The organism is Streptomyces sp. NBC_00289 (genome assembly GCF_041435115.1).
Lineage (GTDB): Bacteria > Actinomycetota > Actinomycetes > Streptomycetales > Streptomycetaceae > Streptomyces.
Map to the genome: position 1 here is coordinate 9,593,400 of NZ_CP108046.1, position 25,700 is coordinate 9,619,099.

Annotated in this window: 22 protein-coding genes; 10 read left to right on the forward strand and 12 right to left on the reverse strand. The window is 70.0% G+C overall.

Going from position 1 to position 25,700, the window contains the following annotated elements; all coding sequences use genetic code 11:
- Positions 1-137 precede the first annotated feature (137 nt).
- Positions 138-1,403 carry an IS701 family transposase gene (locus OG985_RS43335; RefSeq protein ID WP_371673901.1) on the forward strand — a complete coding sequence of 422 codons (1,266 nt, stop codon included), beginning with the start codon at positions 138-140 and terminating at the stop codon, positions 1,401-1,403.
- 264 nt (positions 1,404-1,667) lie between these two features.
- Here the strand turns inward: OG985_RS43335 and OG985_RS43340 are convergent, their stop codons facing one another.
- The 6 genes from OG985_RS43340 to OG985_RS43365 form a co-directional block, all read right to left on the reverse strand.
- On the reverse strand, positions 1,668-3,194 hold the full coding sequence (locus OG985_RS43340; RefSeq protein ID WP_371673902.1) for an FAD-dependent monooxygenase: 1,527 nt from the start codon (positions 3,192-3,194) through the stop codon (positions 1,668-1,670).
- A 520-nt stretch (positions 3,195-3,714) separates the two neighbouring features.
- Entirely contained in the window at positions 3,715-5,358 is a 1,644-nt protein-coding gene (locus tag OG985_RS43345; RefSeq protein WP_371673903.1) for a DUF397 domain-containing protein, read from the reverse strand.
- A gap of 4 nt (positions 5,359-5,362) precedes the next feature.
- Positions 5,363-5,857 (reverse strand): anthrone oxygenase family protein, encoded by a 495-nt coding sequence (locus tag OG985_RS43350; protein WP_371673904.1) that lies wholly within the window; start codon positions 5,855-5,857, stop codon positions 5,363-5,365.
- Between the two features lie 13 nt (positions 5,858-5,870).
- Complete coding sequence (locus OG985_RS43355) at positions 5,871-6,551, reverse strand: NAD(P)-dependent oxidoreductase (protein WP_371673905.1); 681 nt, start codon at positions 6,549-6,551, stop codon at positions 5,871-5,873.
- A 109-nt stretch (positions 6,552-6,660) separates the two neighbouring features.
- Positions 6,661-7,608: an RNA polymerase sigma factor SigJ gene (gene sigJ, locus OG985_RS43360; protein WP_371673906.1), complete on the reverse strand. Its 948-nt coding sequence runs from the start codon at positions 7,606-7,608 to the stop codon at positions 6,661-6,663.
- A gap of 449 nt (positions 7,609-8,057) precedes the next feature.
- A complete protein-coding gene (locus OG985_RS43365; protein ID WP_371673907.1) occupies positions 8,058-8,636 on the reverse strand; it encodes a TetR/AcrR family transcriptional regulator in 579 nt (192 codons plus the stop codon).
- A gap of 90 nt (positions 8,637-8,726) precedes the next feature.
- On the opposite strand from OG985_RS43365, the gene OG985_RS43370 reads away from it, so the two are divergent.
- Both OG985_RS43370 and OG985_RS43375 read left to right on the forward strand, forming a co-directional pair.
- Positions 8,727-9,173, forward strand: coding sequence for an anthrone oxygenase family protein (locus OG985_RS43370; protein ID WP_371673908.1), 447 nt, complete (start codon positions 8,727-8,729; stop codon positions 9,171-9,173).
- Between the two features lie 227 nt (positions 9,174-9,400).
- Positions 9,401-9,826: a DUF4267 domain-containing protein gene (locus OG985_RS43375; RefSeq protein WP_371673909.1), complete on the forward strand. Its 426-nt coding sequence runs from the start codon at positions 9,401-9,403 to the stop codon at positions 9,824-9,826.
- Between the two features lie 266 nt (positions 9,827-10,092).
- On the opposite strand, the gene OG985_RS43380 is transcribed toward OG985_RS43375, so the two are convergent.
- Genes OG985_RS43380 through OG985_RS43390 form a run of 3 tightly spaced genes read right to left on the reverse strand, consistent with a single transcriptional unit; the run spans position 10,093 to position 15,354 of the window.
- Complete coding sequence (locus OG985_RS43380) at positions 10,093-14,103, reverse strand: CHAT domain-containing protein (RefSeq protein ID WP_371673910.1); 4,011 nt, start codon at positions 14,101-14,103, stop codon at positions 10,093-10,095.
- Entirely contained in the window at positions 14,103-15,002 is a 900-nt protein-coding gene (locus OG985_RS43385; protein ID WP_371673911.1) for a hypothetical protein, read from the reverse strand. Before OG985_RS43385 ends, OG985_RS43380 begins: the two co-directional genes overlap by 1 nt.
- Positions 15,003-15,006: 4 nt before the next feature.
- The gene (locus OG985_RS43390; protein WP_371673912.1) at positions 15,007-15,354 is read right to left on the reverse strand and encodes a hypothetical protein; all 348 of its coding nucleotides are present in this window, start codon (positions 15,352-15,354) and stop codon (positions 15,007-15,009) included.
- A 436-nt stretch (positions 15,355-15,790) separates the two neighbouring features.
- Here OG985_RS43390 and OG985_RS43395 point away from each other — a divergent pair, with 436 nt between their 5' ends.
- On the forward strand, positions 15,791-16,288 hold the full coding sequence (locus OG985_RS43395; RefSeq protein ID WP_371674676.1) for a peptidylprolyl isomerase: 498 nt from the start codon (positions 15,791-15,793) through the stop codon (positions 16,286-16,288).
- 611 nt (positions 16,289-16,899) lie between these two features.
- Here the strand turns inward: OG985_RS43395 and OG985_RS43400 are convergent.
- The gene (locus OG985_RS43400; protein WP_371673913.1) at positions 16,900-17,493 is read right to left on the reverse strand and encodes a hypothetical protein; all 594 of its coding nucleotides are present in this window, start codon (positions 17,491-17,493) and stop codon (positions 16,900-16,902) included.
- A 600-nt stretch (positions 17,494-18,093) separates the two neighbouring features.
- A complete protein-coding gene (locus OG985_RS43405) occupies positions 18,094-19,005 on the reverse strand; it encodes a LysR family transcriptional regulator (RefSeq protein ID WP_371673914.1) in 912 nt (303 codons plus the stop codon).
- 124 nt (positions 19,006-19,129) lie between these two features.
- On the opposite strand from OG985_RS43405, the gene OG985_RS43410 reads away from it, so the two are divergent.
- Together OG985_RS43410 and OG985_RS43415 are read left to right on the forward strand one after the other, a co-directional pair.
- The gene (locus tag OG985_RS43410) at positions 19,130-19,942 is read left to right on the forward strand and encodes an inositol monophosphatase (protein ID WP_371673915.1); all 813 of its coding nucleotides are present in this window, start codon (positions 19,130-19,132) and stop codon (positions 19,940-19,942) included.
- A gap of 47 nt (positions 19,943-19,989) precedes the next feature.
- A complete protein-coding gene (locus tag OG985_RS43415) occupies positions 19,990-20,625 on the forward strand; it encodes an NADPH-dependent F420 reductase (protein WP_371673916.1) in 636 nt (211 codons plus the stop codon).
- 162 nt (positions 20,626-20,787) lie between these two features.
- Here the strand turns inward: OG985_RS43415 and OG985_RS43420 are convergent, their stop codons facing one another.
- Positions 20,788-21,669, reverse strand: a complete 882-nt coding sequence (locus OG985_RS43420; RefSeq protein WP_371673917.1) for a helix-turn-helix domain-containing protein — start codon at positions 21,667-21,669, stop codon at positions 20,788-20,790.
- 172 nt (positions 21,670-21,841) lie between these two features.
- On the opposite strand from OG985_RS43420, the gene OG985_RS43425 reads away from it, so the two are divergent.
- From OG985_RS43425 to OG985_RS43440, 4 genes are all read left to right on the forward strand, one after another.
- A complete protein-coding gene (locus tag OG985_RS43425) occupies positions 21,842-22,858 on the forward strand; it encodes a zinc-dependent alcohol dehydrogenase family protein (RefSeq protein WP_371673918.1) in 1,017 nt (338 codons plus the stop codon).
- Positions 22,859-22,988: 130 nt separating this feature from the next.
- Complete coding sequence (locus OG985_RS43430) at positions 22,989-23,654, forward strand: SDR family NAD(P)-dependent oxidoreductase (protein WP_371673919.1); 666 nt, start codon at positions 22,989-22,991, stop codon at positions 23,652-23,654.
- A gap of 17 nt (positions 23,655-23,671) precedes the next feature.
- Positions 23,672-24,193, forward strand: coding sequence for a cyclophilin-like fold protein (locus OG985_RS43435; RefSeq protein WP_371673920.1), 522 nt, complete (start codon positions 23,672-23,674; stop codon positions 24,191-24,193).
- 193 nt (positions 24,194-24,386) lie between these two features.
- Entirely contained in the window at positions 24,387-25,643 is a 1,257-nt protein-coding gene (locus OG985_RS43440; RefSeq protein ID WP_371673921.1) for an MFS transporter, read from the forward strand.
- Positions 25,644-25,700 lie beyond the last annotated feature (57 nt).

Genomic DNA, 25,700 nt, shown 5'->3' on the forward strand with positions numbered 1-25,700 from the left:
ACCGGAAGGGGCACCGCGCCTTTCTGTCAAACAGGGCTGAGGCGAGCGGGGAGGACCGCAGACCACGGCTAGTAGGGCTTGGTCATCTTCATCCGTGAGTGGCGTGTCTGTTGATGCTTGGGTGTCGTTGGGGTGGTGTGACACCTGAGGAGATGGCCGAGGTCCGGGAGGACCTGGAGGCATTCGCTGCGGAGTTGTTCGACGGGTTCTTCCGTGCGGATCAGCGGCGGTGGGGGCAGGCGTATGTGCGGGGGTTGCTGCTGGACGGGCGGCGCAAGTCGGTGGAGCCGATGGCGGCCCGTCTGGGTGAGGACGGCAACCGGCAGGCACTGGCCCACTTTGTGACGACGAGCCCGTGGGATCCGGCGCATGTGCGGGCCCGTACGGCCTGGCGAATGCAGGAGGCGATCGGCCCGGAGGCGTTGATCGTCGACGACACCGGCTTCTTGAAGGACGGGGACGCCTCGGCGTGTGTGTCCCGGCAGTACACCGGCACTGCGGGCAAGGTCACCAAATGCCAGGTCGGAGTGTCGCTGCACCTGGCCCGGGATCATGCCTCGGCTGCGGTGAACTGGCGGCTGTTCCTGCCCGCGTCCTGGGATCCGGCCTCTCCGGAGGCGGACCCGGACAAGGTCGCCCGCCGCACCCGCTGCGGTATTCCCGCAGGAGTGGGGCATGTGGAGAAGTGGCAGCTGGCCCTGGACATGATCGACGAGACCCGGTCGTGGGGCATCGACATTCCCCTGGTCGTCGCGGACGCCGGTTACGGGGATGCCGCCGCCTTCCGCCACGGCCTGGAAGAACGCAACCTGCCCTATGCGGTGGGCATTTCCTCCCGCCACACCGCTCATCCGGCCGACGCCCGGCCCGTCCAGCCCGCCTACGCGGGCACCGGCCGGCCACCGGCAATGCAGTACCCCGAGCCTGCGCAGACCATGAAAGAGCTGGTCATCGCAGCCGGGCGGGCAGCTGCCAGGCCGGTGTCCTGGAGGGAAGGCTCCCGGCCCGGCAAGGGGATCAGCACCTTCAAACGCATGTACTCGCGGTTCGTGGCCCTGCGCGTGCGACCCGCCGGACGAGGCGTCCGCAAGACCAGCGACGGTGCTGAACTGCCCGAACGCTGGCTGCTGGCCGAGTGGCCCGCCACCGAACCCGAACCGGTGCAGTTCTGGCTGTCGGACCTGCCCTCCGGGATGCCGCTGGCCACTTTGGTGCGGCTGGCCAAGCTGCGCTGGCGCATCGAGCACGACTACCGCGAGATGAAACAGGCCCTGGGACTTGCCCACTTCGAAGGCCGCACCTGGAACGGCTGGCACCACCACGTCACCCTCGTCTCCGCCGCCCACGCCTTCTGCACCCTGCAACGATTGGCCCACCACCCAAAAGCCGCGGTGCAGGTCTGAGCCTCTACCAGGTCGTCCGCGAACTCCAGACACTCCTCGCCACCTGGAACGGTGCCTGCCCCACCTGCCACCGCGACATACCCACCCCCATACGAACCTGACCATGTCCTACTAGGGGCCCGTACGTAATGCGTGTGCGGAAGGTACGGGTGTGATGCTGCGACGTGGCGGCGACGAGCATCGTTCGACCTGTACATCTGCGGTCCAGGTGGATGCGCAGCGGTCGGCCTCGTCCGTGAGGATGGCCGCTCTCGCCTGATTGCCCTAGGTTGCCGGACTACCGAACCAATCGCCTGCGGCCCGCGTAAACGCTTCACGGTCAGGGGCGCGATCACCGGCCCAGGCGACTATGCCGTCGGGTCGGACAAGCACGGCTCCGCATCCGAGGTCGTTTCTCGCCGGCCCGGCCACATACCGGATCCGGCTCTCACAGCCCGTCGCCGGACCGTGCAGGCGCCGGTCGCTGCTGAAATCGAGCGCGACTCCACGTCCGTCCTGCATCAGGTCGCCGAGGCGAGTGCCGTCCTCAAGACGAAAGTCCGGGGCGCTGCGGCCGACCAGCGGGTGCTCGCTGCCGAGGTCGTAGCGGTTGGACGATCCCGACAGCCTCTCGAACACGTGGGTCGTTCCGTCACGGGTCCCGATCAGGTCGCGGATCACTCCTTGCATCGCATGGGAATGCGGGTCCGGCCTCATGACCGCCACTTGGGCGCGCGACCAGTCGAGCACCTTCGCGCCGATCGGATGACGCTCGCGGGTGTAGGTGTCGAGAAGGCCGTCCGGCGCGTTCCCGCGCACGGTCGCCGCGAGTTTCCATCCCAGGTTCACGGCGTCGCCGATGCCGGTGTTGAGTCCCTGCCCTCCGAGGGGGGAGTGGATGTGCGCGGCGTCGCCCGCGAGCAGAACGCGTCCCTGCCGGTAGGTCGTCGTCTGCATCGCCCGGTCGGTGAAGCTCGAGGCGAGACGGACGTCGCTCAGTGTCACGTCGGTGCCGGACACGCGGCGCAGAACCGCCTGGAGGTGGTCCCGAGTCGGCTGCCGCGAGCGATCGAACGCGCCGCCGTCGAAGTCCATCATGCCGATGTGCCCCTTCACCGGCGTCTGGAGGTACGCGCCCATCGGCGTCAGGTTGAACCCGAACCCGGGCCGCAGCTTCTCGGGGTCGGCGATGGTGGCGTGCATGGTGTAGCCGGTGAACTGGGGCTCGGTGCCGACGAATTCGAAGCCCGTGAGCCCACGCACCGTGCTGCGTCCGCCGTCGCAGCCGACGAGCCAGCGCGCCACGTACTCGTCCTCGCCGGCCTGTGCGACCACGCTCCCGTCGTTCTGCGTGACGCCTGAGACCGCGACGCCGCGCCTGACCTCCACCCCGAGCTTGGATGCTCGCTCGGACAGCACTGTCTCGACCGCATCGAGGCTTGTGAACACGCCCTCCATTGCCGGGCTGGGAAGCCGGAACGGCAGGGCGGCGACGTCGACGTTCGCCGGATCGAGCATCATGCCGGCGAAGTGGCCCGCGGTGCGAGGGGGCGTCGGTTCGTCCGAGTCGGGGTTCGCGCCGGGATCGTCGTTGCCGCCCGATGCCGTCAGCAGCGGGTGCAGCATCCCGCGCCTGTAGAACGCCTCGACCGACGCGGCGGACAGGCCCCGCATCCCGAGGGGGTTCGACTTCCATGGGGAGCCGTTTTCCGGCTCCCGCTCAAGTACCAGGACGGAACAGCCCGCGAGGCCAAGCTCGCAGGCGAGAAACAGACCGACTGGGCCGGCGCCTACGATCGCTACGTCATGCACGAGAGATCCTCTTTCCGAAACCATCAGCCGGATGGGCACCCGGCCGGATCTCTGGAACGGTGCCAAGCCCCACCGACAGGCGGCCGACAAGCCGCCGACACCGGACGGCAGCCTCCGACACGCGACCGACACCACGACCACCCCGCCCGAGCACCCCGGAGCAAGGCGCCTGTCAGTTCGTTGACAACCGTGTCGTTGTGCGGGCTGACCCTCCAGAGCGTGCCGGGTGTTGGCAGGAGGCGTGGATCGACCACGACGGTGAACCAGCCGTCATCGAGGGCATGGTGTCGTTTCGCCAGGCGTCACCGTGGCCTTCGGCCCACAACCTTGCCCGGGGCTGGACTCCACCGGCTGCTTGGTCTCGCAGGAAGTCGTGCGTCGAATGCGTAGGTGGACGATGTCGTCGGTGCGGCGCGGACGGAGTAGGAGGCCGGCTGGGGCGACGTCGCGGCTCTCGTCGGCCAGGTGGCTGCCCGCCCTGGTGGCCCGACGTCTTCGGAGCACCCAGCCAGCCAGCCTGTCAAGGTAGGACGGTGACGGCGGCCGTGTCGTTCCCGGGGGTCGCGTCGCGGCGGCCGGTCGACGGCTTGGCGTCCTGGAGGGTCACGCTGCCCTCCCCCCGTCCTTCGAGGCGCAGCGTGAACTCGAAGTCGCGGCTCTGGCCCGGGCCGAGTTCGCCCACCAGGCAACTGTACGTCCCGTCGCCGGAGTCGCAGTACGGCTCGTAGGCATCCTCGTCGATCTCCGCCATGGGCTCCTTCAGCACGGTACCGGGCGGCGGGGTGAACACCAGTTTCGTACCGGAGCCGGGGTTGCCGGGCCCGTTGTTGCGGACCTTCAGCCGCAGCGAACGCTCCGTACCGGGGGCGGCGTGCAGTTCGACGCCGAACACCTCGTAGTCGGCCTGGATGTCCAGGCGTATGTCGGTGAAGACATTCCCCTCGGCGAAGGTGCCGTCTGTGGTGCGTGCGGCCTTGATATCGGCCTTCAGGGCCGGGCCGTCGCCGGGTTCACCGCCCGGCGGCACTACGGTGTACTGTCCGGGCCCCGAGTCCAGCGGCCAGGCCTCCTGGTTGAATGACGTGTACGTCCGTGTCTTCGAAGCGCGCAGTCGCAGCGCGGGGTGCAGGACGACGGCCCCGCCCGGCGGGATGCGCAGCCCGGGGAAGCGGCAGACGGCCGTGTGGCCGTGACTCTGGGGTGGGTAGCGGCAGTTGGCGTACCGTTCACGGAAGTCCACGGATCCCGCGCCGAGTTTCAGGGCGAGACCTTTCACCGGGACCTCGCCGTCGTTGCGGACGACGAGCGGGACGGTGACGTCGGCACCGGGGCGGACGTTGTCGATGGTCTTGAGAGCCCGCACCTTGACCAGCGGCTCGCCGACCACGACCCGGGTGCGGGTCGTCATCTTCTTCCCGTCCTTGGTCGTGAAGGTGAAGCGGACGACTCCCGTGTCGCCGGGTTTGCCGCCCTTCGCGGCGACCGGGTAGACGCGGTCCTGGTCCACCCAGCTGTCGTAGCCGCCTTTGACCCTGCAGGTGACCCGCACAGTGCCGCCGTCGCACCGGGGGCCGTTCTTGAGCGAGCCCACGGTCCTGAGCCGTATCACGCTCTCGGACCCGCGTACGTCGACGGTCAGTCGGTGATCCTGTGCCACGGAGGTACGGCGTGCCCCGGCGTCATCGGCCTGCACATGGAAGGGCATCTTGGCCTTGGGCCCGGTCTTGTCGCCGTGCGGACGCAGATAGAAGACCTCGGGGGCGGTGATCGAGGATTTCTGGTCATTGACGGAGGCACACCCGGCGAGTGGGGGCAGAAGCACCAGACCGAGAGCGACTCCGGTCGAACGCCTCAACGGACGGTCGCGGAGGAGGGCGGTCCAGGGGGTTGGGGTGACGTTGCGGGTGGTGGCGTTGTCAGGGTTCTTGGAGTCGCGGCCGCGAACGATGGTGGGGGTCGTGGCCACGTCGAGGCACTCGCCACCTTCTTTGGTGCTGCGGCCCAACCTGAACCAGGCAAGTCCGGTGGTGTTCACAGTTACGCCGCCCTCTTCGCGATGAGTTCCCCGGGAGATCAACGTACTGATGTGCCCCGAGCCTGGTGGAGTCCCCTTGCTGGACAGAGGATGCTCCAGACACGCAGAGAATGTGTGGCCGGCCGCCATTCTCCTACCGCTGCCGGGCGCCGGCGGATGATACGGCTGTCGCAGCCACACTCAGTCCTCCGAACGCGAGCAGTGCTGCCATGGTCCGCACGGCATGGGCGATCTGCCAGCGATCACGCACGTCCGCCCAGTCCGCGGGAGGCGCGTGCACGTTCCACGTGAGCTGGTCGGAGTTGATGGGGACGTTGACGATGAGGGACGTGCCGAAGACGACCACCAGCAAGAGGAGCGCGGTCAGCGTCAGCCAAAAGACTCGGCCCCTCCGCTTGGCCGCGAAGACGACGAGGGCCACCGTGCTGATCAGCGTCGGGACGAGGGTGGCGGTGGCGAGGTCGTCCAGGTGGACGAGTTCGACCAGCCGGACCTGGGTGTAGACCGTGGCCTCGGAGCTCCTCAGCGTCGACTCGATGACGAGGGCCGTGACGAGGAGCCCGGCGAAGACACCTCCGAAGAGCAGATTCACCAAGCGCACGATGGTGACGATCGCGGTGTTCTTCATGGCTGGCTGTTCGTCAGTTGGCGATGCCGATGGTTTGTTTGATCGTCTCCGGTTGATCGACCACCCTCAGCATGTGATGGGCGACGTCGGCGCGCGAGACCTTCGAGCCGCCGACGAGGTTCTGCCCATGCGCCGTACGGTAGACGCCGGTGAGAGGCTTGTCGGTCAGTTGCGGCGGTCGCGAGACGGTCCAGTCCAGATCGCTGGCACGAAGGGTGTCTTCCATCAGAGCGAGGTCGGCGTAGTGCGCGCTGAACATGGCGCGCGCGAACCGGCTGCCCAGATGACGCATGAAGAATCCGTCGCCCGCGTCGTGTTTCGGCGGGTTCGGCCGACCGGGCGATGGCACGGTGCCGATCGGTGCGGCGCTGACCACGACAAGGCGCTTGACGCCGGTCGCCTGCATCGCGGCCACGATGGCCTTCGTGCCCTGAGAGGTGACTCCGGCCTCGGACCTCGGCTTGCGGGGTCCGAGGCCGGAGAGGACGGCGTCCCTGCCCACTACGGCGGACGCGAGCACGTCCGAGGCGGGCGCCGCCAGGTCAGCCGTGACAACGCGGGCGCGTCCTTCCCATCCGGTCAGACTCTGTGGGCTGCGTACGACGGCGGTGACATCGTGGCCCGCGGCAACGGCCTGTTCGAGGAGGTGGCGGCCGATGCCACCGCTCGCTGCGAAGATCGTGAGTTTCATCATCTGGTGTCTCTTCCTTCTCGTCGGTCGGCTTTGGTCCGATCAGCGGGCGGTCGTGAACTCCCCGAACAGCTACGCAAGTTGGGCCCGCTGGTCTCCGGGGAGTGTCGCCTCAGGTGAGGCCTTCGAGTTTTTCGGGGTTGGTCAGGAAGTAGATGCCACAGACCTGTTGTCCGTCCGGGATCAGGTCGAGGACCAGGACGGCGAAGAGCGAGTCGCCGCTGAACAGCAGCGCCGAAGGGTCGCCGTTGACTCGTCGATAGCGGATGTCCAGGCCGCCGGGAGCGCGGGTCGCCCCGTTGGCCAGCAACCGGGCGACCTTGTCCCGGCCGTGCACCGGTCGAGGACCCGCGGCCGTGGCCTTGCCCCCGCCATCGGCCCACAAGGTCACATCGGGCGCCATGAGCCGCATCAGCATCCGCAGGTCGCCGCCGGACACGGCGGCCACGAACTGCTCGGTCACCTGCTGACGCAGGTGCGGATCGGCCCGATGCCGCGGACGGCGGGCGTGAACGTGCTCGCGTGCGCGGTGGGCGAGCTGGCGTACCGCCGCGGGACTGCGACCCAGAATGTCGGCGGTTTCGGTGTGGGCGTAGCCGAACACCTCGTGCAGGACGAACACCGCACGCTCCAGAGGCGAGAGTGTTTCCAGGACGACCAGCAGCGCCATCGACACCGACTCGGTGCGCTCGACCGTTTCGGCGGCCTCCACGGCACCGTGAGCGAGGCTGTCGGCGGGGTGAGTGACGAGCGGTTCGGGCAGCCAGGGACCGACATAGGTCTCGCGGCGGCGGCTGATGGCAGCCTGGCGGGCGAGGGCTTTGTGCACAGCGATCCGCACCATGTAGGCGCGGGGGTTGTCGATCCGCTCCGCGCCCGGCGCCTCGTCCCTGGACGCCCACGACAGCCAGGTCTCCTGAAGCACGTCCTCAGTGTCGGCAACGCTGCCGAGCATGTTGTAGATGATGGTGAACAACAGCTCTCGGTGCTCTACGAACACCCTGGTGGCCATGTTCACCGAGCTTTCCCGGGCGCTGCCGGCCGACGAGGTGTCGGACATCGTTGGACCTCCTGCCGTGTCTGACTCTTAAGAGCAGCGGCAGTGCCCGGAGTGTGACATCCACACCGAACAATGTGACCCACGCCCCATTTCGTCAGGTCCGTGCAGGAGGCGGGAGCCTGGCCGCTACAGCTTCGCCGCCCGTCCGCCCGCCCGCCCGTCCGTCCGTCCGCCCGTCACGGGAGGGCCTGCGTCCCACCGCGTGACGCGGCGACCGTCCACCTCGACGAGGGCGACGAGGCACTGGTGAATGACGCGGCGTCAGGGCGCGTATCGGGTCGTGATCAATGAGCATCGCGGCTTGCGGGGCGGGTGCCCGTCTGGGGGTACGGGCCCGGCGGTCCGCGGCTGCGCCGTGTGGGCGCGAGTGACCGGAAGGAGTGCCGGAGGCCGGCAGCGGCGGGGTCCTGGGACCCCGGCTGCGGCTGCGTGCCTGCCGGGATGGTGTGTCAGATCATGGCGAGCCGGTCCACCAGCAACTCCACCCTGCGCTCGGTGTCCTCCGGTGGGAGTCGTCCCGACCGGGTCAGGGTTGCCACCCCGTGCAGGGACGCCCAGAACACCTCGGTGAACAGCCCCGGGGCGACGCCGTCCCCGGCGACCTCGCCGAGGCTCTCCAGCAGCGCGGCGAAAGCGTCCTTGAGTGGTTCCGGGGTTTCCTCCTGTGCGTACGCGAGGCCGCCGTCGAGCTGGAAGATGGCGTCGTAGACCGCCGGGTTGCGTTCGGCGAAGTCGAGGTAGGCGCGGGCGAGGGCGTACACCCGGGCCCGCGGGCCGTCCGCGGCGGCGGTCGCGGCCCGCACCGCCGCGGCCAACTCGGTGGCGCCCTGGAGGGCGACGGCGCCGATGATCTCGCGTTTGCCGCGGAAGTGGCTGTAGAGGACGGGCTGGCTGTACTCGATGCGCTCGGCGAGCCGGCGGGTGGTGACCGCGTCCCAGCCCTGCTGCTCGGCGAGTTCGCGGGCTGTCGCCACGATGAGGCGCTCGCGGCTCGCCCGTTCGCGCTCCTTGCGTTCCTGTACCGACATGATTCGATCCTAGCACCGCTAGACAATGGAGCGGCAGCAGTACTAGCGTTGCCTCATCATCTAGCAACACTAGATTCCAGGAGGGGCAACATGCTCAACGCACTCGAGGTCGTCACCACCGTGGTCGTCGGCGTGATGGTGGGGGTGGAGTTCTCCGTCGCCTTCGTCATGAACCCGATCCTCAACGCCCTTCCGGAGGACAGCGGCCAACTCGGCCACGCCCACGGGGGTCGGATGCTCGGCGCCGTGATGCCGGTCTGGTACATCGGCTCGCTCGTCCTCGTCGGCATCTGGGCTGTCGCCGGGTGGCACCACCACGGCACCGGCCTCGTCGTCACCGCCGGCGCGCTGTTGATCCTCAGCGTGATCATGTCGCTCCTGCTGCTCGTCCCGATCAACAACCGCAACAAGACGTGGACCCCTGACAACCGGCCCGAGGACTGGAAGGAGCAGATGAACCGCTGGCTCCGCTTCCACTACGTCCGCGTCGCCGTCATCATCGCCGCCTTCGCCCTGCTGGTGACCGCCCTCACCTGAGCCCACGGGCTCACCCGCCCGGTCGTCAGCCGCAACCGGTCGGCCGAGCGCCAGGAGTGCGGCACCGCCACCTCCATCCACATCCAGGACCCGGACACCAACTCCCTAGAACTCAGCTGGTATCTGCAAGACGCGTCCTGGGAAACACCTTCGTCGTCCCGAACACCAGGCCCCACACGACCCACCAGGCTCCACCAAGCTCACGAAGACTCGCAAGGAGAAGAACGATGTCGTTAAGGAAGATCAACACCGTCCTGGCCGCCGCCTTCATCCTCTTCATCCTCTGGTTCGGGACGGAGTTCATCCTGAGCCCGGAGACGACGGCGCCTGGCTTCGGCCTGCCGAGCTGGCCGTCCGGCGACGGCGGCGGCTTCCTGATCATCAAGGGAATCCGCGACGTCGTCTTGGCCCTGGTCCTGGGCATCCTGCTGGTGACGGGCCACCGCCGGGCGCTGGGCTGGGTGCTGCTGGTGGAGGCCCTGGCCGCCTACGGCGACATGACCACAGTGCTGGCCCACGACGGCTCCGTGGCCACCGCGCTCGGCGTCCACGGCCTGACCGCGACGCTGATGGTGGTCAACGGCCTGCTGCTGATACGCGAGACCCGCAAGGGCGCGGCCGCTCCGGCGACGCCCGCCCCGCAGCCCGCCTGATCCCATCGGCAACCCGGCGGTCCGGGCCCACCTCGCCGCCGACGCGGGGGAGCAGGGGCTGCGGTCACGTCGGGCATGCCGCTGTGGGTGAGCTGCCCCTGGTCTCAGGAACGGTCCGTTCGAGTGCCGCAGGAAGAAGATCGGATCCCTCAACGAGGTCACGGGACTTCCCAGAATCCCGCCGTAGAGAGAGCGAAGGCCGAGCCACGCACTCGCGAGCCCAAGTAGTCCATTGCCGGTCGCCTTTTGCCGCATCCTCGTGGGGACTACGGGCCGCTGTGGATGAGGGACGCCCACAGGTGCGGGCGTTCGGGGTGCTCCGCGCGGAGTTCGCGGGTCACCTGGTGCAGGGCGACGGCGGCCTGGTCGGCGTCCTGGGTCGTCGGCAGCAGGCGGTAGAACCGGTCGGCGGCCATCGCGGCGACCGCGTCGTTGAGCGGCCACAGGCTGGCGATCACATGGCGGAAGCCGGCGAGTTGGAACGCCGACGCGAGGTGGGTCGACTCGTTCGCGTGGCGACGGCCGACGTGCCCGGTGGAACAGGCGGACAGGTAGGCGAGCTCGGCGCGGTGCAGGCGCAGGCGACTGATCTCCGCGATCGGCAGGAGGCCGTCGTGAAGGTGGAGACCGCCCTGCGACGGTGCGTGGAGGTCCGTGTCGGCGTGGCAGGCGAAGTGCGCCCAGCGGGCCTCGGGAAGCGCGGTGAGAAGTCGGTCGACCGTGGCTTGCTCGTTCATGACGAGCATCGCACTGGGAAGCCGCGCGTGCAGAGTGGTCGCTTCGGCCGCGGTCGCGGGCAGGTCCGGCAGACCGGGCGTGCGCTCGAGCGCGACGGTGAGCTGTCGCCGGGGCGCCTCGGCGGTCTGCCCTCGGGCCCCGAGCAGCGCACGGAAGGTCGGGGTGTACGAGGAGACGACACGGTCCAACGCGCCGGCCTCACCCGGCCTGCCCGCCGCGTGCAGCGGGAGCAGACCCAGCAACCCGGTCGGCATCCACCAGACTCTCGCCGGCGTGCCATCGCGGGGCGACAACCGGTCAAGGGCGTCCAGTACGGGCCCCACCGCGGTGTCCCAGAGCCAGCCGAGCAGGTCGGACAGAATCCGCTGGCGCCGTAGTTCACCGACCAGGGAACCGGTGTCGGTCGTTGCCCGGGAGAGTTCGGTGGTGCGTGCGTCGACGTCGGGCAGGGTCAGATCGGGCAGCGGCACCAGCGTCGGAGCGGCGTCGGCGGTGACGATGATCGCGTCGCTGCGTCGGCTGCCGGTGTTGACGAGCACCACGGTCCTTCCCGCTGCGGCTCGTCGCAGGTCGTCCCACGTCGGCGGCAGCAGGAACCGGTCCCAGCCCGGCAGTTGGCGAATCTCCGCGAGCAGCGCGTCGTAGGAGCGCCACAAACGGCGTCGCTCGTCACCGAGGTGCGCGCTGGGACCGTCCGGGTCGGGCGCTTGGAGGCCGTCGCCGACGGGCGTGCTGAGACCGTCGCGCACCTGCTGGAAGTGTCGTGCGAGCTCCGGATGTTCGCCCTGGAGGCCGGACAGGTCCGTGCGCGCGTCCAGTTGGGACGCCAGCAGGATGCCCCGGCCCTGCTCGCCCGCCTGAATCGCGCCGACCGGGTCGTCGAGGGCGCAGTGCACGGCGACCGCTTCACCCACCAGTCCGAGGTACCCGTCGAGGCGGTGCTCCTGGTCCGCGTACGAGGTTTCCCGCGCGGGTACCGACGGCAGCAGTGCCACCGCCGCGTCCAGCAGGCGCCGCGCGGTCTCGTGCTCTCCCGCGGCGTGCGCGATCCTGCCGGTCACCCAGCCGGCGCGCACCTGGTCGGCGGGCGGAGAGGGACAGGGGGCGACCGCGAGCATGGCCAGCTTCTGGATGTCGACGCGGTGGACGGTGTCGTCCCCGGCCTGGGTCTCCAGGCCGATGGCGAGGTTGAACACGCGTTTGGCGTGAAGAGTGTGGTCGCCCGGGGTGGCCGCGAGCGCCTCCCGGTTCAGGTCGACCATGCGCTCCCGGTCCGCCGGCTCGGCGTTGACCTTGAACCGCGCCTGGAGGGCGACGCCGAGGTTGGACAGGTAGAGCGGGCGTGCGGGGTGGTCGTGGGGGGCGAGGGACAGTGCTCGCTCGCCCAGTGCGATGGTCTCGGCCAGGTCGACGGTGCTCTCGGTGCGCCGGTGTCGCGCCAGGTGGGCGCTCGCCAGAACGCTGAGCCGAGGCGCGAGGTCGGGGTGGTCCTCGGGGGTGGAGGCGACTGCCAGCCGGCACAGTTCGACGGCGCGGTCCAGGTCTGCCAGGTCCCGGGCCCGTGCGAACCGGGCCCGGTGGGCGAGACCGAGGTTGGTCGCATACCTGGGGTGGAGCGGGTGGTCGGCGGGGGTGGCGGCCAGCGCCCGCGCCTTGTGTTCGATCGACCCGTTGAGGTCGGCCGTGTCGCCGAAGTGGGAGTACCGGGCCTGGAGAGCAGTGCCGAGGTTGTTCAGCCGCAGCACCAGATCGGGGTGGTCGGCCGGGGTGCGGGCCACCGCGCGCGTCGCGGCCTCGATGGCCCGATCCACGTCTGCGACGTCCCCGGTGCGATGGAAACGCGTGCCGCGGTCGGCCGCCAGGCTCGTCAGGTGTTTCGCCAGGATCTGGTGGTCGGGCGGTGTCCTCTCGATCGCCTGTTCGCGGTGTTCGACCGCACGGTCCAGGTCGTCGACGTTTCCGGTACGCGAGTGCCGGGTGCTGTAGGCCATCGCGAGGTTGCCGAGGTACAGCGCGCGGTCCGGGTGGTCGTCGGGCGTGGCCGCCACCGCGTGTTCACCGCGTTCGACCGCGCGGTGCAGATCGTCCAGGTCGCCGGTGCGCTCGAACCGCGACTGATACGCCAGCGCCAGGTTCGACAGACGGCGCCCGCGTTCGGGTGGGCTGTCGGTGGGGCGCGCCACCGCTTGTTCGCCGTAGTCGATGGCGCGGTGCAGGTCGGAGACACTCCCGGTCCGTCGGAACCGCTCGTGAAGTGCCGATCCCACGTTGGACTGGCACGCGCCCCGTACGGGGTGATCGGCCGGCATGGCTGCGACGGCGGCCTCTCCTGCGCTGATCGCTCGCTCGAGGTCTGCCGGGTCCGCGGTGCGGGCGAACCGTGCGTGATGGACGGCGGCGAGGTTGTTGAGACGAAGCCCGCGATCGGGATGGGGGTCGGGGGTGACGGCCACCGCCTGTTCCTGGCACTCGATGGCGCGAGCGAGGTCGTTGCCGTCCCCGCCGCGCTCGAATCGTGCGTGGTAGGAGATCCCGAGGTTGGACAGGACCGTCGGCAGGTGAACGGAGTCCGGCCCGGTGGCCCGCGCCCGGTTGCCGATCTCGATCGCCCGGTCCAGGTCGGCCCGGTTTCCGGCGCGTTCGTACCGGGCGAACAGGGCGATGCCGAGGTTGGACAGATGCGCCGCGTGCGGCTCGGCGGACGCGGCGACGGCGTGCCCGATCTCGATGGCCCGGTCGAGGTCGTCCAGGGCACCGGTCCGTTCGTGCCGCGTGTGGTGGGCAGCGGCGAGGTTGGACAGGATGGTCGGGCGGTTCGGGTCGGCGAGAGGGGCCGTGGACCGTGCCCGCGAGAGGATCTCGATCGCCCGGTCCAGGTCGGCGGCCCGACCTGCCCGTTCGTACCGAGTCCAGTACGCGGTGCCGAGATTGGACAGGATCGTCGGATGGTTGGGGTCGTCGGAGTAGGCGGCCGCGAGGTTCCCGAGCTCGATCGCCCGGTCGAGGTCGGCAGTGTTCCCCGTATGCGCGAACCGCGTCGAGTACGCGGCTGCGGCGTTGGTGACCGTCGTCCCGCTGGTCGGGGGCCCTGCGGAAAGGACCGCCTCGTGCAGGGCGATACTCGCGTCGAGCACGTCGCGCTCGCCCGTCCGCATCGCCTGGACGACCAGCTGTCCGGCCTGCTGCGCCTGCGACTCGGGGTTCGCCGACGGCCCGAGCAGGTGGCGCAGCGACTCGGGCACGAAGCCCGGCACACCGGCCCACGGCGCGAGGAGCAGGATCGCCCTGGCCAGCTCGGTCCGGCCCGTTTCCTCCGGCATGGCCGCGTGGCGCAGGCTGTGCAGCAGCCCCAACCACCAGGCCGCGATCTCGAGTCGGCGCGCCTCCCACGATGCCGGGCGGCCAGGGTCGGCCGGCTGCGCGGCATGCCAGAGATTCGCCGCGTCTTCGGCGAGCGCCGAGCCGAGGAGGATGTCGGAACGCTCCCGGGCCGCGTCGATCCCACGACGGACGCGGTCGAGCCAGTACTCGAAGGACATCAGCGTCCTTTTCGGACGATGGCCGTGATCTCCCGGCCCTCGGCGACGGTCAGCGGACCGGTGGTGCTGTCGTCGCCGACGCCCAGCGCGGCGGCCAGCGTCCGGCCGTGCAGGTCGATCGAGGCCTCGGACAACGCGGCCAGGTCCCCGACCGCCGCACGGGCGCGCGCCCAGCCCGTCACACCGATGCCGAAACCGATCAGCAGGGCGGGCCACCACAGCACGCCGAGCACGAGGTAGGGCCACGCCCAGGTGCCGGACGCGACCGCGCCGGCGAACGCGGCTTCGGCGGCGACGACCTCCGCGCGCACCGTGTCCGGCAACACCAGCCACAGCCGGGACCAGCCGAAGGCGAGGTCGAGCCCGTGCCGGTGCAGCGCCACCTGTTCGACGGCGTGCATGCGGTCACCCATCCAGGTCGGCCGGCCCGGTTCTGCGGGTGCTATTCGGGTCATCCGCGCCGCCAGGCTGTCGATCTCCTCCTGGCGTTCGGCGGTGCGCGTACGGGCCGGATGGTCTCGCGCCAGCGCACGCCTGCGGTCGAGCAGCGCGTGCCACCGCGCTCGGCGTCGGCGCACCACCCACCGCGACAGCGGACGCGGCCACCGGCCCAACCACACGAGGCGGGTGACGCCGGCGAGCGCCTGCACGGCCAGTCCGGTGCCGGTCGCGGCCAGCAGCACGGCCACGAGCAGCAGCACCTGCGCCCCGAACCGACCGGAGACCGTGTCCGCGACGCCGGAGATCGTCCGCTCCACCTCGGCGACATCGAACGGGTCGGCATGCCCGAGACGCACGCCGACCACGGCGAGCAGCACGAACAGGGCGCCGGGCAGCACGAGCAGCATGACCCACCGCTCAGCCACCTTCCTGGCGAGCTCCTCGAAGAACCTACCCATGGGACTACTGCCGCCTCATCGTCCGGCGGGTCACCGAGCAGACCGGCACGGGCCCGGCGGGCACTGTCGTGGCGACGCGGTCGCACGCGCCGTCGGGACAGGCGAACCACTCCTCGTCGGCACGCCCTGCCCCGGCCCCCGGCAGCCCGGCGCCGAGCGCCTGCCTGGTCTCGTCACGGCTCGTGCCCAACAACTCGGCAAGCAGCGGCAGGATCGGCCGCCGCGCGGCGGCCTCCGCCTCGATGCGCGCCAGCAGCCGTGCTTTGTCCTCGGAGTGACCTGAGATCTCGTCCCGCAGGGCGGGCAGTTCCTCGCACACTCTCGACAGCACGTCGCGCTCGTCCTGATCCACCCAGCCCCCTCCACGACTTGGACGCAAGCATAGGGAACCGTCCTGACCGAGGGCTGCCCTCAAGGAAGGCCCGGAATGCCGCGAGACGGCGGACGCGTCCGACATGGCGGCGGAACACACCGACGACGCCGCCGAGCGGGAGAGCCTGCTCGACGACAAGGCCCTCGACGTCCCGGAGGTCGGCGACCCGAGTCGCCTGCCCACCGAGGTCTCAGCAGCCGCGTTCGGCGATCAGCCGGAATCGAGCGCCGGATCGCGGCAAGCGCCAGGCAGCCCGGATCGCCCTGACACAGCCGCCGAAGCGGCTACGGCGGGACGTTGGACACTGGTCCGTACCGATTCTGGGGGTGGCACGCACGACCATCGGGATGAGTTCGAACCGCCGACGGGAGGGGCCGATGTGCACCGGAGTGGCTCCGGGTGTCAGGATGAAGGAATGGCCAACAACGTATTCTTCGATATCACCATCAATGACAAGCCCGCGGGTCGGATCGTCTTCGAACTCTTCGACGACGTGGTTCCCAAGACAGCCAGGAACTTCCGTGAGCTCGCCACGGGCGAGCAGGGATTCGGCTACGAGGGCTCTTCCTTCCACCGCGTCATCCCCGACTTCATGCTCCAGGGCGGCGACTTCACCGCCGGCAACGGCACCGGCGGCCGCAGCATCTACGGTGAGAAGTTCGCCGACGAGAACTTCCAGCTCAAGCACACGAAGCCGGGCCAGCTCTCCATGGCCAACGCGGGGCCGAACACCAACGGCTCGCAGTTCTTCATCACGACCATCGTCACCGACTGGCTCGACAACAAGCACGTCGTCTTCGGTGAGGTCGTCGAGGGCATGGACATCGTGAAGAAGATCGAGGGCCTGGGCTCGCGCTCCGGCACCCCTTCGGCGAAGGTCACCATTGCCAAGTCGGGCGTTGTCGAGGGCTGACCCCTTCGCCCACGCATCCGGGCCCGTCGGCCTCCTGGAGGACGTGTCCTCGAGGTGGCGGGCGAGGGCAGTGCAGGCAGCCGTCTCACTGGCCCGGCGGAAGACTTCCTTGTAGTCGTCGGGCAGGGTGAGATCGGGCCGGCGGTCACCATGACAGTCCGGGCCCGCCGGTTGAACGTCACGGCGGGCTCGTGAAGTCCATGTCCTTGGTGGCGAGCAAGAATGTCACCCGACTGCGGTTCACCGCCTCGGCGCCGGACTCTGCCGCGCCGGTCGCGGTGGTGCTCGCGCTCCACTCTCCCGGAACGGGCTGGGCCTCCTCCCCGGCGCGGGAGAAGGCCGGGCCGGCCGACGGGTCTGTGGGTACGGGAATGATCCGCGGGTCGAAGCCCTGTGGCCCGTCGGCGTCGCGGTCCGATGGCGGCAGACGCGGTCACTCCCGCTGCCGCGCCGGATACCGCACCGCCCCTTCGGGAAGCTGCGGGCTGGGATGTTGTGCACTGCTTGTGCACTGCTCCAGCCCGCCCACCGTCGTCCGTGTTGACGCCGGACCTGTGCCAGAAGCAGATCGTGCGGCCCGGCGGCGGCCACGGGACCCAGGGGCTGACCGCTCAGTTCGCCGGTTCGACCTGTTGGTCGACCTGGCAGAGGTCGACCGATGCAAGGAAGCGCTTCCCGAGCTTCACATGGGTGTTCGCCTTGGCCTTCGCCGGCACGGTGACCATGACGGACTGGGTCCTGAGGAGCAAGGTGCCCTCGGCGTCGTAGAAGGTGACCCAGGCCTGGAAGTCGGCCTTGCGCTTGTTCGGATTCGTGATCTCGACCGTCGCGTACGGGGTGGACGCGGTCGCACAGCTGATCAGCTTCGCCGTGCCGGCCTTCAGCGTCGTGCTGGAACCGGTGCTGGAAGAGGTAGGCGTGGAGCGATGACTTGGGCGCCGGGTGTAACCGCTCCCGCCGCCGCTGTCGCTGCTGCCGTACGCGGAGTCGTCGTCACCAGAGCGGTACGAGTCTGACGAACTGCTCCCCGAAGTCGATCCCGAACTCGTCGACGAGCCGCCGTGGTTCTGGCTGGAGCTGCTGCAACCCCCACCACCGCTGCTGCTTCTGCCGTGACCGTGCCGCCCCGACGAGAAGCCGGTCATCGTGAGTACGACCAGGGCCAGTACCGCTGTGAGCTTGAGTGTGCTCCCCCGAGAATCCATTCGATCACTCTAGTTGAGGGGCGCAGCTCGCCTTCGGCGACATACGGTCGCCACCGCGCCGCGCCCGCGACCGGTCCCACCGACTGGTTCTGCCTCGCGGCCCCGAAGCAGGCTCGGCAGAGGGGACGGCTTACCGGACGGTGAAGTCGGCTGCCTTGGTGTCGAGGGTGGCTTCCGATCAGGCTCAGTCGGCCGAACAGGCTTGCCCCGCCTGCCCGTTGCACTGATACTCGCCGCGCGGCGGTGTGCCGGGCATGAGCTCACGTACTCAACTGGGCCTGAGTAAGTATCAGTTCGGGGGGCGGCGCCAGCTGGGGTCGTCGGCGAGGGGCGGTGCCGGCGTGCGGGATGGCGCCGTCGGCCGGAGGCGTCGCGGGCGACGTAGGCCGACTTCCATCACCGGCTCAGGTTCCGCCAGCGTGACGTTCGGCGTCCTTCTGCTGCCCCGTCCTGCGGAGAACGTCCGGCCCGTTCACGGGTCGGGGTCAGTAGATCGGTGAGAGTAGGGCCGGCCGCGTGCGGCAGCGTGGTGGTGCGGCCGGTGTGCCGCAGTCGCCCGGCCTCGTAGCGCCCCGACGGCTGGTTTGGTCGCTGCGCTGATCAGGCGTTTGGTGGTGCGAACAGCGCCTGGACGGTTTCGGTGGCCAGGTCGCGCAGCCAGATGTGGGCGTGGTCGTTGTCGTAGCGCTGGTGCCACAGCAGGTACAAGGAGACATCGGGCAACTGGAGTGGCAGCGGCAGTGTGATCAGGCCGAGTTGGTCCCGGGCCGCGCGGGTGACCGCGTCGGGAAGGGTGACCACCAGGTCGGTGTCGAGGGCGAGTTGCAGGGCGAAGGCGGCTGTGGGCCCGGCGGCGGAGACGCGTCGTTCGAGGCCGCGCGTGGTCAGGGCGTCGTCGATCGGGTCGCGCAGGCTTCCGCGCCGCGAGACGGTGAGGTGTTCGGCGGCTGCGTAACGCTCAGGGCTCAGCGCGCCCTCGACGAGCGGGTGGCCTGGTCGGACGGCGATGATCAGCCGGTCCCTGCCGACGAGGCGGTGGCGGATGTCGGGGAGTGTCGGCGGGCTGGAGCTGGATTCGAGGTCGACCTCACCCCGGCGCAGCTTGGGGTCGTCCGTGCCGGGTTCGGCGGACAGGCGCAGCCGGACGCCGGGGGCCTGGTGGCGGACTGCCGTGGTCAGGGCGGTGCCGCAGGCTGCGGTCAGGGCGTCATGCCAGCGCACGGTGAACACCCGTTCCAGAGCTGCGAGATCGAGTTTTTGCTGCGTGGACAGAAGGCGGTGGGCCTGCTGCACAAGGGCGTGGACCTCGGAGCGCATGGCCAGCGCGCGGGTGGTGGGGACCATGCTGCGGCCGGTGCGGACCAGGATCTGGTCACCGGTGGCCTTGCGAATGCGGCCCAGGGAGCGGCTCATCGCCGGTGAGGTGACGTGGAGGCGGGCTGCGGCGCCGGCGACACTGCCCTCTTCCAGCAGCGCGTCCAGGGCCGTGAGCAGGTTCAGATCCAGTTGCATGGGAGTAACTCTACAAGTGACAAGCATGCACTTGTTGTTAATCGTGAGGCGGCCTACCTTCGAAGTGCGAGGGCGGGACAAGCAGCCCCGCAACCGACCGAGAAGAACCCCAAGGGAGCCCCTCATGACTACAGCCATGCCTTTCGCCGCCGGCACGACGCTCATGTCCGATGTGACAGCCGCGGTGAAGACCGCCGGCCTCACGCTGCGCGACCGCTACACCGCGCACGCCCGAGGCGTGAACCTGAACGAGATCGTCGATGAGATCCACGCCAACGACGACGCGGTACTGGACGTGCTGCGCGAACCGCTGCTGCGGGCCCGGCCGGGATCGCAGTGGGCCGAGGACGAGTTGGCCGGCGGCGCGCTCCCGCAGGGGGAGTGGTGGGTCGTCGACCCCGCGGAGGGCAACATCAACCACGTCCACGCCATGGACGACTGGGCCGTCACCGCCACCCTGGTCCGCGACAACCAGCCGGTGCTCACGGTCGTCCACCTGCCGCTGACCGGCGACACCTACACCGCCGTCGCCGGCGGCGGTGCCCGCCTCAACGACCGACCCCTGAAGGTGTCCGCCAAGACCGACCTGGGTGCCGCGCTCATCGGCACCGGTCAGGCCAAGCCCGGCGAGGACGAGCGGACCTTCCGGCGGATCGGTGACTCCGTCACCGCCATGCTCATTAACGGCCTGGTCGTGCGCGTGTCCGTGCCCGCCACGATGCAGCTCATCCATGTCGCCGCCGGACGCATGGACGCGTTCTGGCAGTTCTCCGACGTCCGCTCCGGCCTGGTTGCCGGCGCCCTGCTGGTCTCCGAAGCCGGAGGCACCGTCACCGACCTGGAGGGTGAGGCCTGGACCACGGCCAGCCGCGACTTCCTGGCCGCCGCCCCCGGCATCCACGCCGCCGCTCTCAAGGTCCTCTCGCCGATCGCCTGACCGCTCGCCCCCGCTCTTCACCTGCTACCGCAAGGAGCCATCACCTCATGACCAACATCGGTATTCTGGGCGCCGGCCGCGTCGGGGCCAACCTCGCCGGCAAGCTCTCCGCGGCCGGACACCATGTCACGCTCGGTGGCCGGAGCCCGGAAGACACCGCCGCCCGCGCCGCCCCGCGGCTCGCCTTCGCCGACCAGCGCACCGCCGCCCGCACCGCGGACATCGTGATCAACGCGACGCCCGGCGACAGCTCCCTGGACCGGCTCACCGACCTGCGCACCGAGCTCTCCGGAAAGATCCTCATCGATGTCTCCAACGCCACCCGCGACGCCGATGACGGGCTGCCCGGCGACCTGTGCTATCCCGGCAGCAGTCTCGCCGAGAAGCTCCAGGCCGCGCTCCCCGACACCCATGTGGTCAAGACTCTCAACACCATGCTGTTCATGGTCATGACCGCTCCGGAAACCCTGGCCACCCCACCGACCGTCTATGTCTCGGGGGACGACGAGAACGCGAAGAAGACCGTCACCGGCCTGCTCGGCGACCTGGGCTGGCAGCCCGCATGGATCGAGGACCTCGGCGACATCAGCACAGCCCGCGCCACCGAGGCCATGATCCTGGTCGTGCCCCACGTCCTGCGCCGACAGGGCATCGAGCCCTTCGCCGTCTCCCTCGCCCGCTGACCCCCACTTTCCTGACTGAACGAACCGCGCGCTCACCTTCGTCAACACGTTGGCCTCGAAGACGAGGCCGCCACGGAGGATGACTCGGCGTTCGGGCCTGGCTCCTTCCCCAGGCCGCAGGCGCTATCCACCGGCCGCTCCTACGGGGGCGGCCGGTGGCGGTCAGCTGAGGGGGGAGGAAGCCGCCAGCTCTTGGTCGGCGGCCCAGGAGGCGAGGATGCGCAGCCGCTCGTGGGTGGGGGAGCCGGGGGCGGCCGTCCAGACCGTGAGGTGCTGGTCGGGATCGGTGTTGGCGGTGAGGGTGTCCCAGTCCAGGACGAGTTCGCCGACGACCGGATGGTCGAGGGTCTTCGTGCCCACGGTGCGGGCGGCGACGTGGTGTTCGCCCCACCAGCGAGCGAACTGCTGGTCGCGCATGGAGAGTTCACCGACCAGCTCGATCAGGCGGGGTTCCTCGGGGTATTTCGCGGCCTCCATGCGCAGTTGGGCGACGGAGATCTGCGCGGAGGTCTTCCAGTCGGCGTACAGGGTGCGCATGGCGGGATCGGTGAAGATGATCCGGGGATAGTTGCGGTGCTTTTCCGGGATGAGGGAGAAGTCGGTGACCAGGGCGGCGGCCAGTGCGTTCCAGGCGAGGATGTCCCCGCGTCGGCCCTGCACGATGGCGGGGGTGGCGGTGAGGTCGTCCAGGACCCGCTGCAGCTGCGGCTGGACCTTCTGCCGGCCGCGCCGCCGGGTGCGGGTGGTGGTCTTGCCCGCGAGCTGGAAGAGGTAGCCCCGCTCGTCGTCGTCCAGATGGAGCACCCGGGCGAGGACGTCCAGCACGGGTGCCGATGCCTGCATGCGGCCCTGTTCGAGGCGGGTGTAGTAGTCGGTGCTGATGCTGGCGAGTTGGGCGACCTCCTCGCGGCGCAGTCCCTCGACCCGGCGGGGCCTGTCGGTCTCGGGCAGTCCGACCGTGCGCGGGCTCAGCTCCGAGCGGCGCTTCTTGAGGAACTGTCCCAGCTCGTTGAGGGGGGCGTTTGCGGTCATGCTGCCCAGCATGACACCGGTCGTACCTGGGAAAGGGGGGAGAATTTCCTCCCAGGATGTTCGCCTCCCGGGATGGATTCTTCCGCTTTTCGCGCCTGCTCTCGCGTGTGAGGCTCGATGTCGAGCAGCCGATCAGGACCGTCGGCTGCTGCTCACCGACCCCCGCACCGAAGGAAGCCCCACCATGCGCGGAGCAGTCATTCACGCCCCCGGCGACGTGCGCTTCGAGACCCTCGGCGACCCGAAGATCAGCCGGCCGACCGACGCGGTGATCCGCACGGTCGCCACCTGTGTGTGCGGCTCGGACCTGTGGCCCTACCGCGGCGCGGAACCCATCGGCGACGCGCACCCGATGGGGCACGAGTACGTTGGCATCGTCGAGGAGGTGGGCAGCGAGGTCACCAGCGTCAGGCCGGGCCAGTTCGTGGTCGGCTCGTTCGCCACCTCGGACAACACCTGCGCGAACTGCCTGAACGGCTGGCAGTCCTCCTGCCTGCACCGCGAGTTCATGAGCGCCTGCCAGGCCGACTACGTCCGCATCCCCAACGCCCACGGCACCCTCGTCGCCACCGACGAGCACCCGGACGGCGAACTCGTACCGAGCCTGCTCGCCGTCTCCGACGTGATGGGCACCGGCTGGTACGCCGCCCTCGCCGCCGAAGTGCGGCCCGGCTCGACGGCCGTGGTCGTCGGTGACGGTGCGGTCGGCCTGTGCGGTGTCATCGCCGCCAAGGAGCTGGGCGCCGAGCGGATCATCGCCATGAGCCGCCACGAATCCCGGCAGAAGCTCGCCCTCGAATTCGGCGCCACCGACATCGTCAGCGAACGCGGCGACGAGGGCATCGCCCGCGTCAAGGACCTCACCGGCGGCATCGGCGCCGACTCCGTCCTGGAGTGCGTCGGCACCGCCGAGTCCATGCGACAGGCACTGCACTCCGCCCGGCCCGGCGGCAACGTCGGCTTCGTCGGCGTCCCGCACGATGTGGCGGTCGACGGCCAGGAGCTGTTCTTCTCCCACGCCGGCCTGCGCGGCGGCCCAGCCCCGGTCCGCCGCTACCTGCCCGATCTGATCGACCGGGTCCTGTCGGGCCGGATCAACCCGGGCAAGGTCTTCGACCTCACCCTGCCCCTGGACCAGGTCGCCGAGGGCTACCAGGCCATGGACGAACGCCGCGCCATCAAGGCCCTCCTCAAGCCCTGACCGCATCCGCGTCCGCACCCGGGGCGGTATCCGCATCCGGGGCCGTATCCGCATTCGCATCCGCACCTGGGGCCGCACCCACGCGGTGCGGGCCCAGGCCGGAAAACCTCCGCTCACACAAGGATCGACCATGACGACCTTTGCCCTCGTCGGCGCGGGCCCCGGCCTCGGGCTCGCCACTGCCCGGCGCTTCGGCGCCGCCGGCCACACCGTCGCCCTGATCTCCCGCAGCGCCGAGAAGCTGGACGGCCTGACCGCCGACCTCGCCCGGGACAACATCCAGGCCCGCGGCTTCACCGCCGACGCCCTCGACCCCGAGTCCCTCACCGCGGCCCTGAACGCGGCCGCGAACGCCCTGGGGACCATCGAGATCCTCCAGTACAGCCCCGTGCCCCGCGCCGACTTCATGAAGCCGGTCCTCGACACCAGCGCCGACGACCTCGACGCCCCGCTCGCCTTCTCCGTCAAGGGCCCCGTCACCTGCGTGAACGCCGTCCTGCCCGGCATGCGCGCCCTCGGCCGCGGCACCCTGCTGTTCGTCAACGGCTCCAGCGCCGTACGACCCAACCCGAACGTCGCCGGCACCTCGATCGCCTTCGCCGCCGAGAGTGCCTACGCCCACGCGCTGCACGACGCCCTCGCCCCGGAGAACATCCATGCCGCCCAGCTGATCATTCCCGGAGCCATCCGGCCCGACGCCGAGCACAGCAGCCCCGACGTCCTGGCCCAGCGCCTGTACGACATACACCAGCAGCGGGACGGGTTTCGGCACTACTCCGAGCCCCTGCCCGACTGACGCCCGGGACGACAACCATGAAGCCGGCCGCGCTCCGTGCCCTCGCACGCGCCACCACGGCCACCGCTGTCCTGCTGACCGTGGCGGCCTGCACCGACACCTCGCCGGCCTCCCCGCGTGCGACGTCCTCCGCCCAGCAGCAGACACCGACGACCGAGGCGCACACCGCACCGTCCGACAGGAACACCGCCATGGACATCCAGGTCACCGTCGACGGCCGCCCCGTCGACGCCACCCTGAACGACAGCCCTGCCGCCCGTGACTTCGCCGAGCTGCTCCCGCTCACCCTGGACCTGGAGGACTTCCACCAGACCGAGCGGATCGCCGACCTGCCGCGCAGGCTGACCACCTCCGGCGCTCCCGAGCCGGCCGCGCCCAAGGCCGGTGACCTGACCTACTACGCGCCCTGGGGCAACCTGGCCCTCTTCTACCGCGACGGCGACTCCCCCTCAGCCGACCTGCTCATCCTCGGCCACATCGACGCCGACGCCGACCAGCTTGCCGGGGCCGACCGCATCACCGTCGAAGCCGCGCCCTGACCCGCCCGACCGCACCGCTCGCCCCGACGTGGATGTCCACAGGGCGGAGGAGAGCGTCCCCTTTTCGGCCACTTCGCTCGACGGAACCGTCAAAGACGTGGCCGCGCCGTCCGCAGTCCGCCGCGCCGTCCGCCGCGTCGGCTCCAGCCGCCACCATGATCCGCCGTTTTCCACTCAAGGAGAGACCACACGTATGCCTTCCGCATCCGGGACCGCCCCCGGCAAGCTCCCCTTCGTCGTCTGGGTGCTCGCCGCCGGCACGTTCCTGATGGGGACCACCGAGTTCGTCGTCGCAGGCCTGCTGCCGGAGCTGGCCGGTGACCTCGGAGTCAGCGTCTCCCACGCAGGCCTGCTGATCACCGCCTTCGCCGTCGGCATGATCATCGGTGCGCCGACCATGGCCATGGCGACCCTGCGCCTTCCCCAGCGCCACACGCTGATCCTGGCCCTGTCCGTGTTCTGCCTCGGCCACCTCGTCGCCGCCCTCAGCACCTCCTTCACGATCGCCCTCGTCGCCCGCGTCGTCACCGCCCTGGCCACCGGTGCGTTCTGGTCCGTCGGCTTCGTCGTCGCCACCACCGCCGCCGGGCCGCACAACGCCACCCGCGCCACGGGCGTCATGATCGGCGGCCTGACCCTGGCCAACGTCGTCGGCGTGCCGATCGGCTCCTTCGCCGGCCAGTTCACCGGCTGGCGCGGCCCCTTCTGGGCCCTGGCCGCTCTCTCCGGGCTTGCCGCCGTGTTCATCGGCCGCTTCATCCCCGCCAACGGGCAGCGCGCGGAGGTGTCCATCGGGTCCGAGGTCCGGGCTCTGCGTCAGGGCCGGCTGTGGCTGGCGCTCGGCGCCGCGACGCTGATCATGGGTGGTGTCCTGGCGACGTACACCTATGTCACGCCGCTGCTGACCGACCGCGCGGGCATCCCGGCAGGCGCCGTACCGCTCGTCCTCATCGCCTTCGGCGTCGGCGCCCTGGGCGGCACCACCACCGGGGGGCGGCTGGGCGACCGACGTCCGATGGCCACCACCATCACGGCCGCCGCGGCCACCGCCCTGGTCCTGCTCCTGATGATCCCGCTGTCAGGCAACCCGGTGACGGCCACCCTTCTCGTCTTCCTCATGGGACTGACCGGCTTCACGGTCAACCCGGTCGTCACCGCCCTCGCCATGCGCTTCGCCGGTGACGCCCCCACCCTCACCTCGGCGCTGACCACCTCCGCCTTCAACGTCGGTGTCGCCGCCGGTTCGGCGGTCGCCGGTTCGGCCCTGGACTCCTCCCTCGGCCTGACGGGCCCGCCTCTGGTCGGCACCGTCACAGCGGCCCTCACCCTGCTGCCCCTGATCGCCCTCGCCGTCCACGGCTCGTCTCACAAGGGTCGGATCGTGGCCCAGGGCAGGGCTCTCACCCACGCGCCACGCGATGAACCCGCGCAGGTGCCGTCGCAGTACTGACTCACGCCCGGATCCGCGCACCGACGCGAATCCGACGGCGTACCAGCAAGCGAGAGA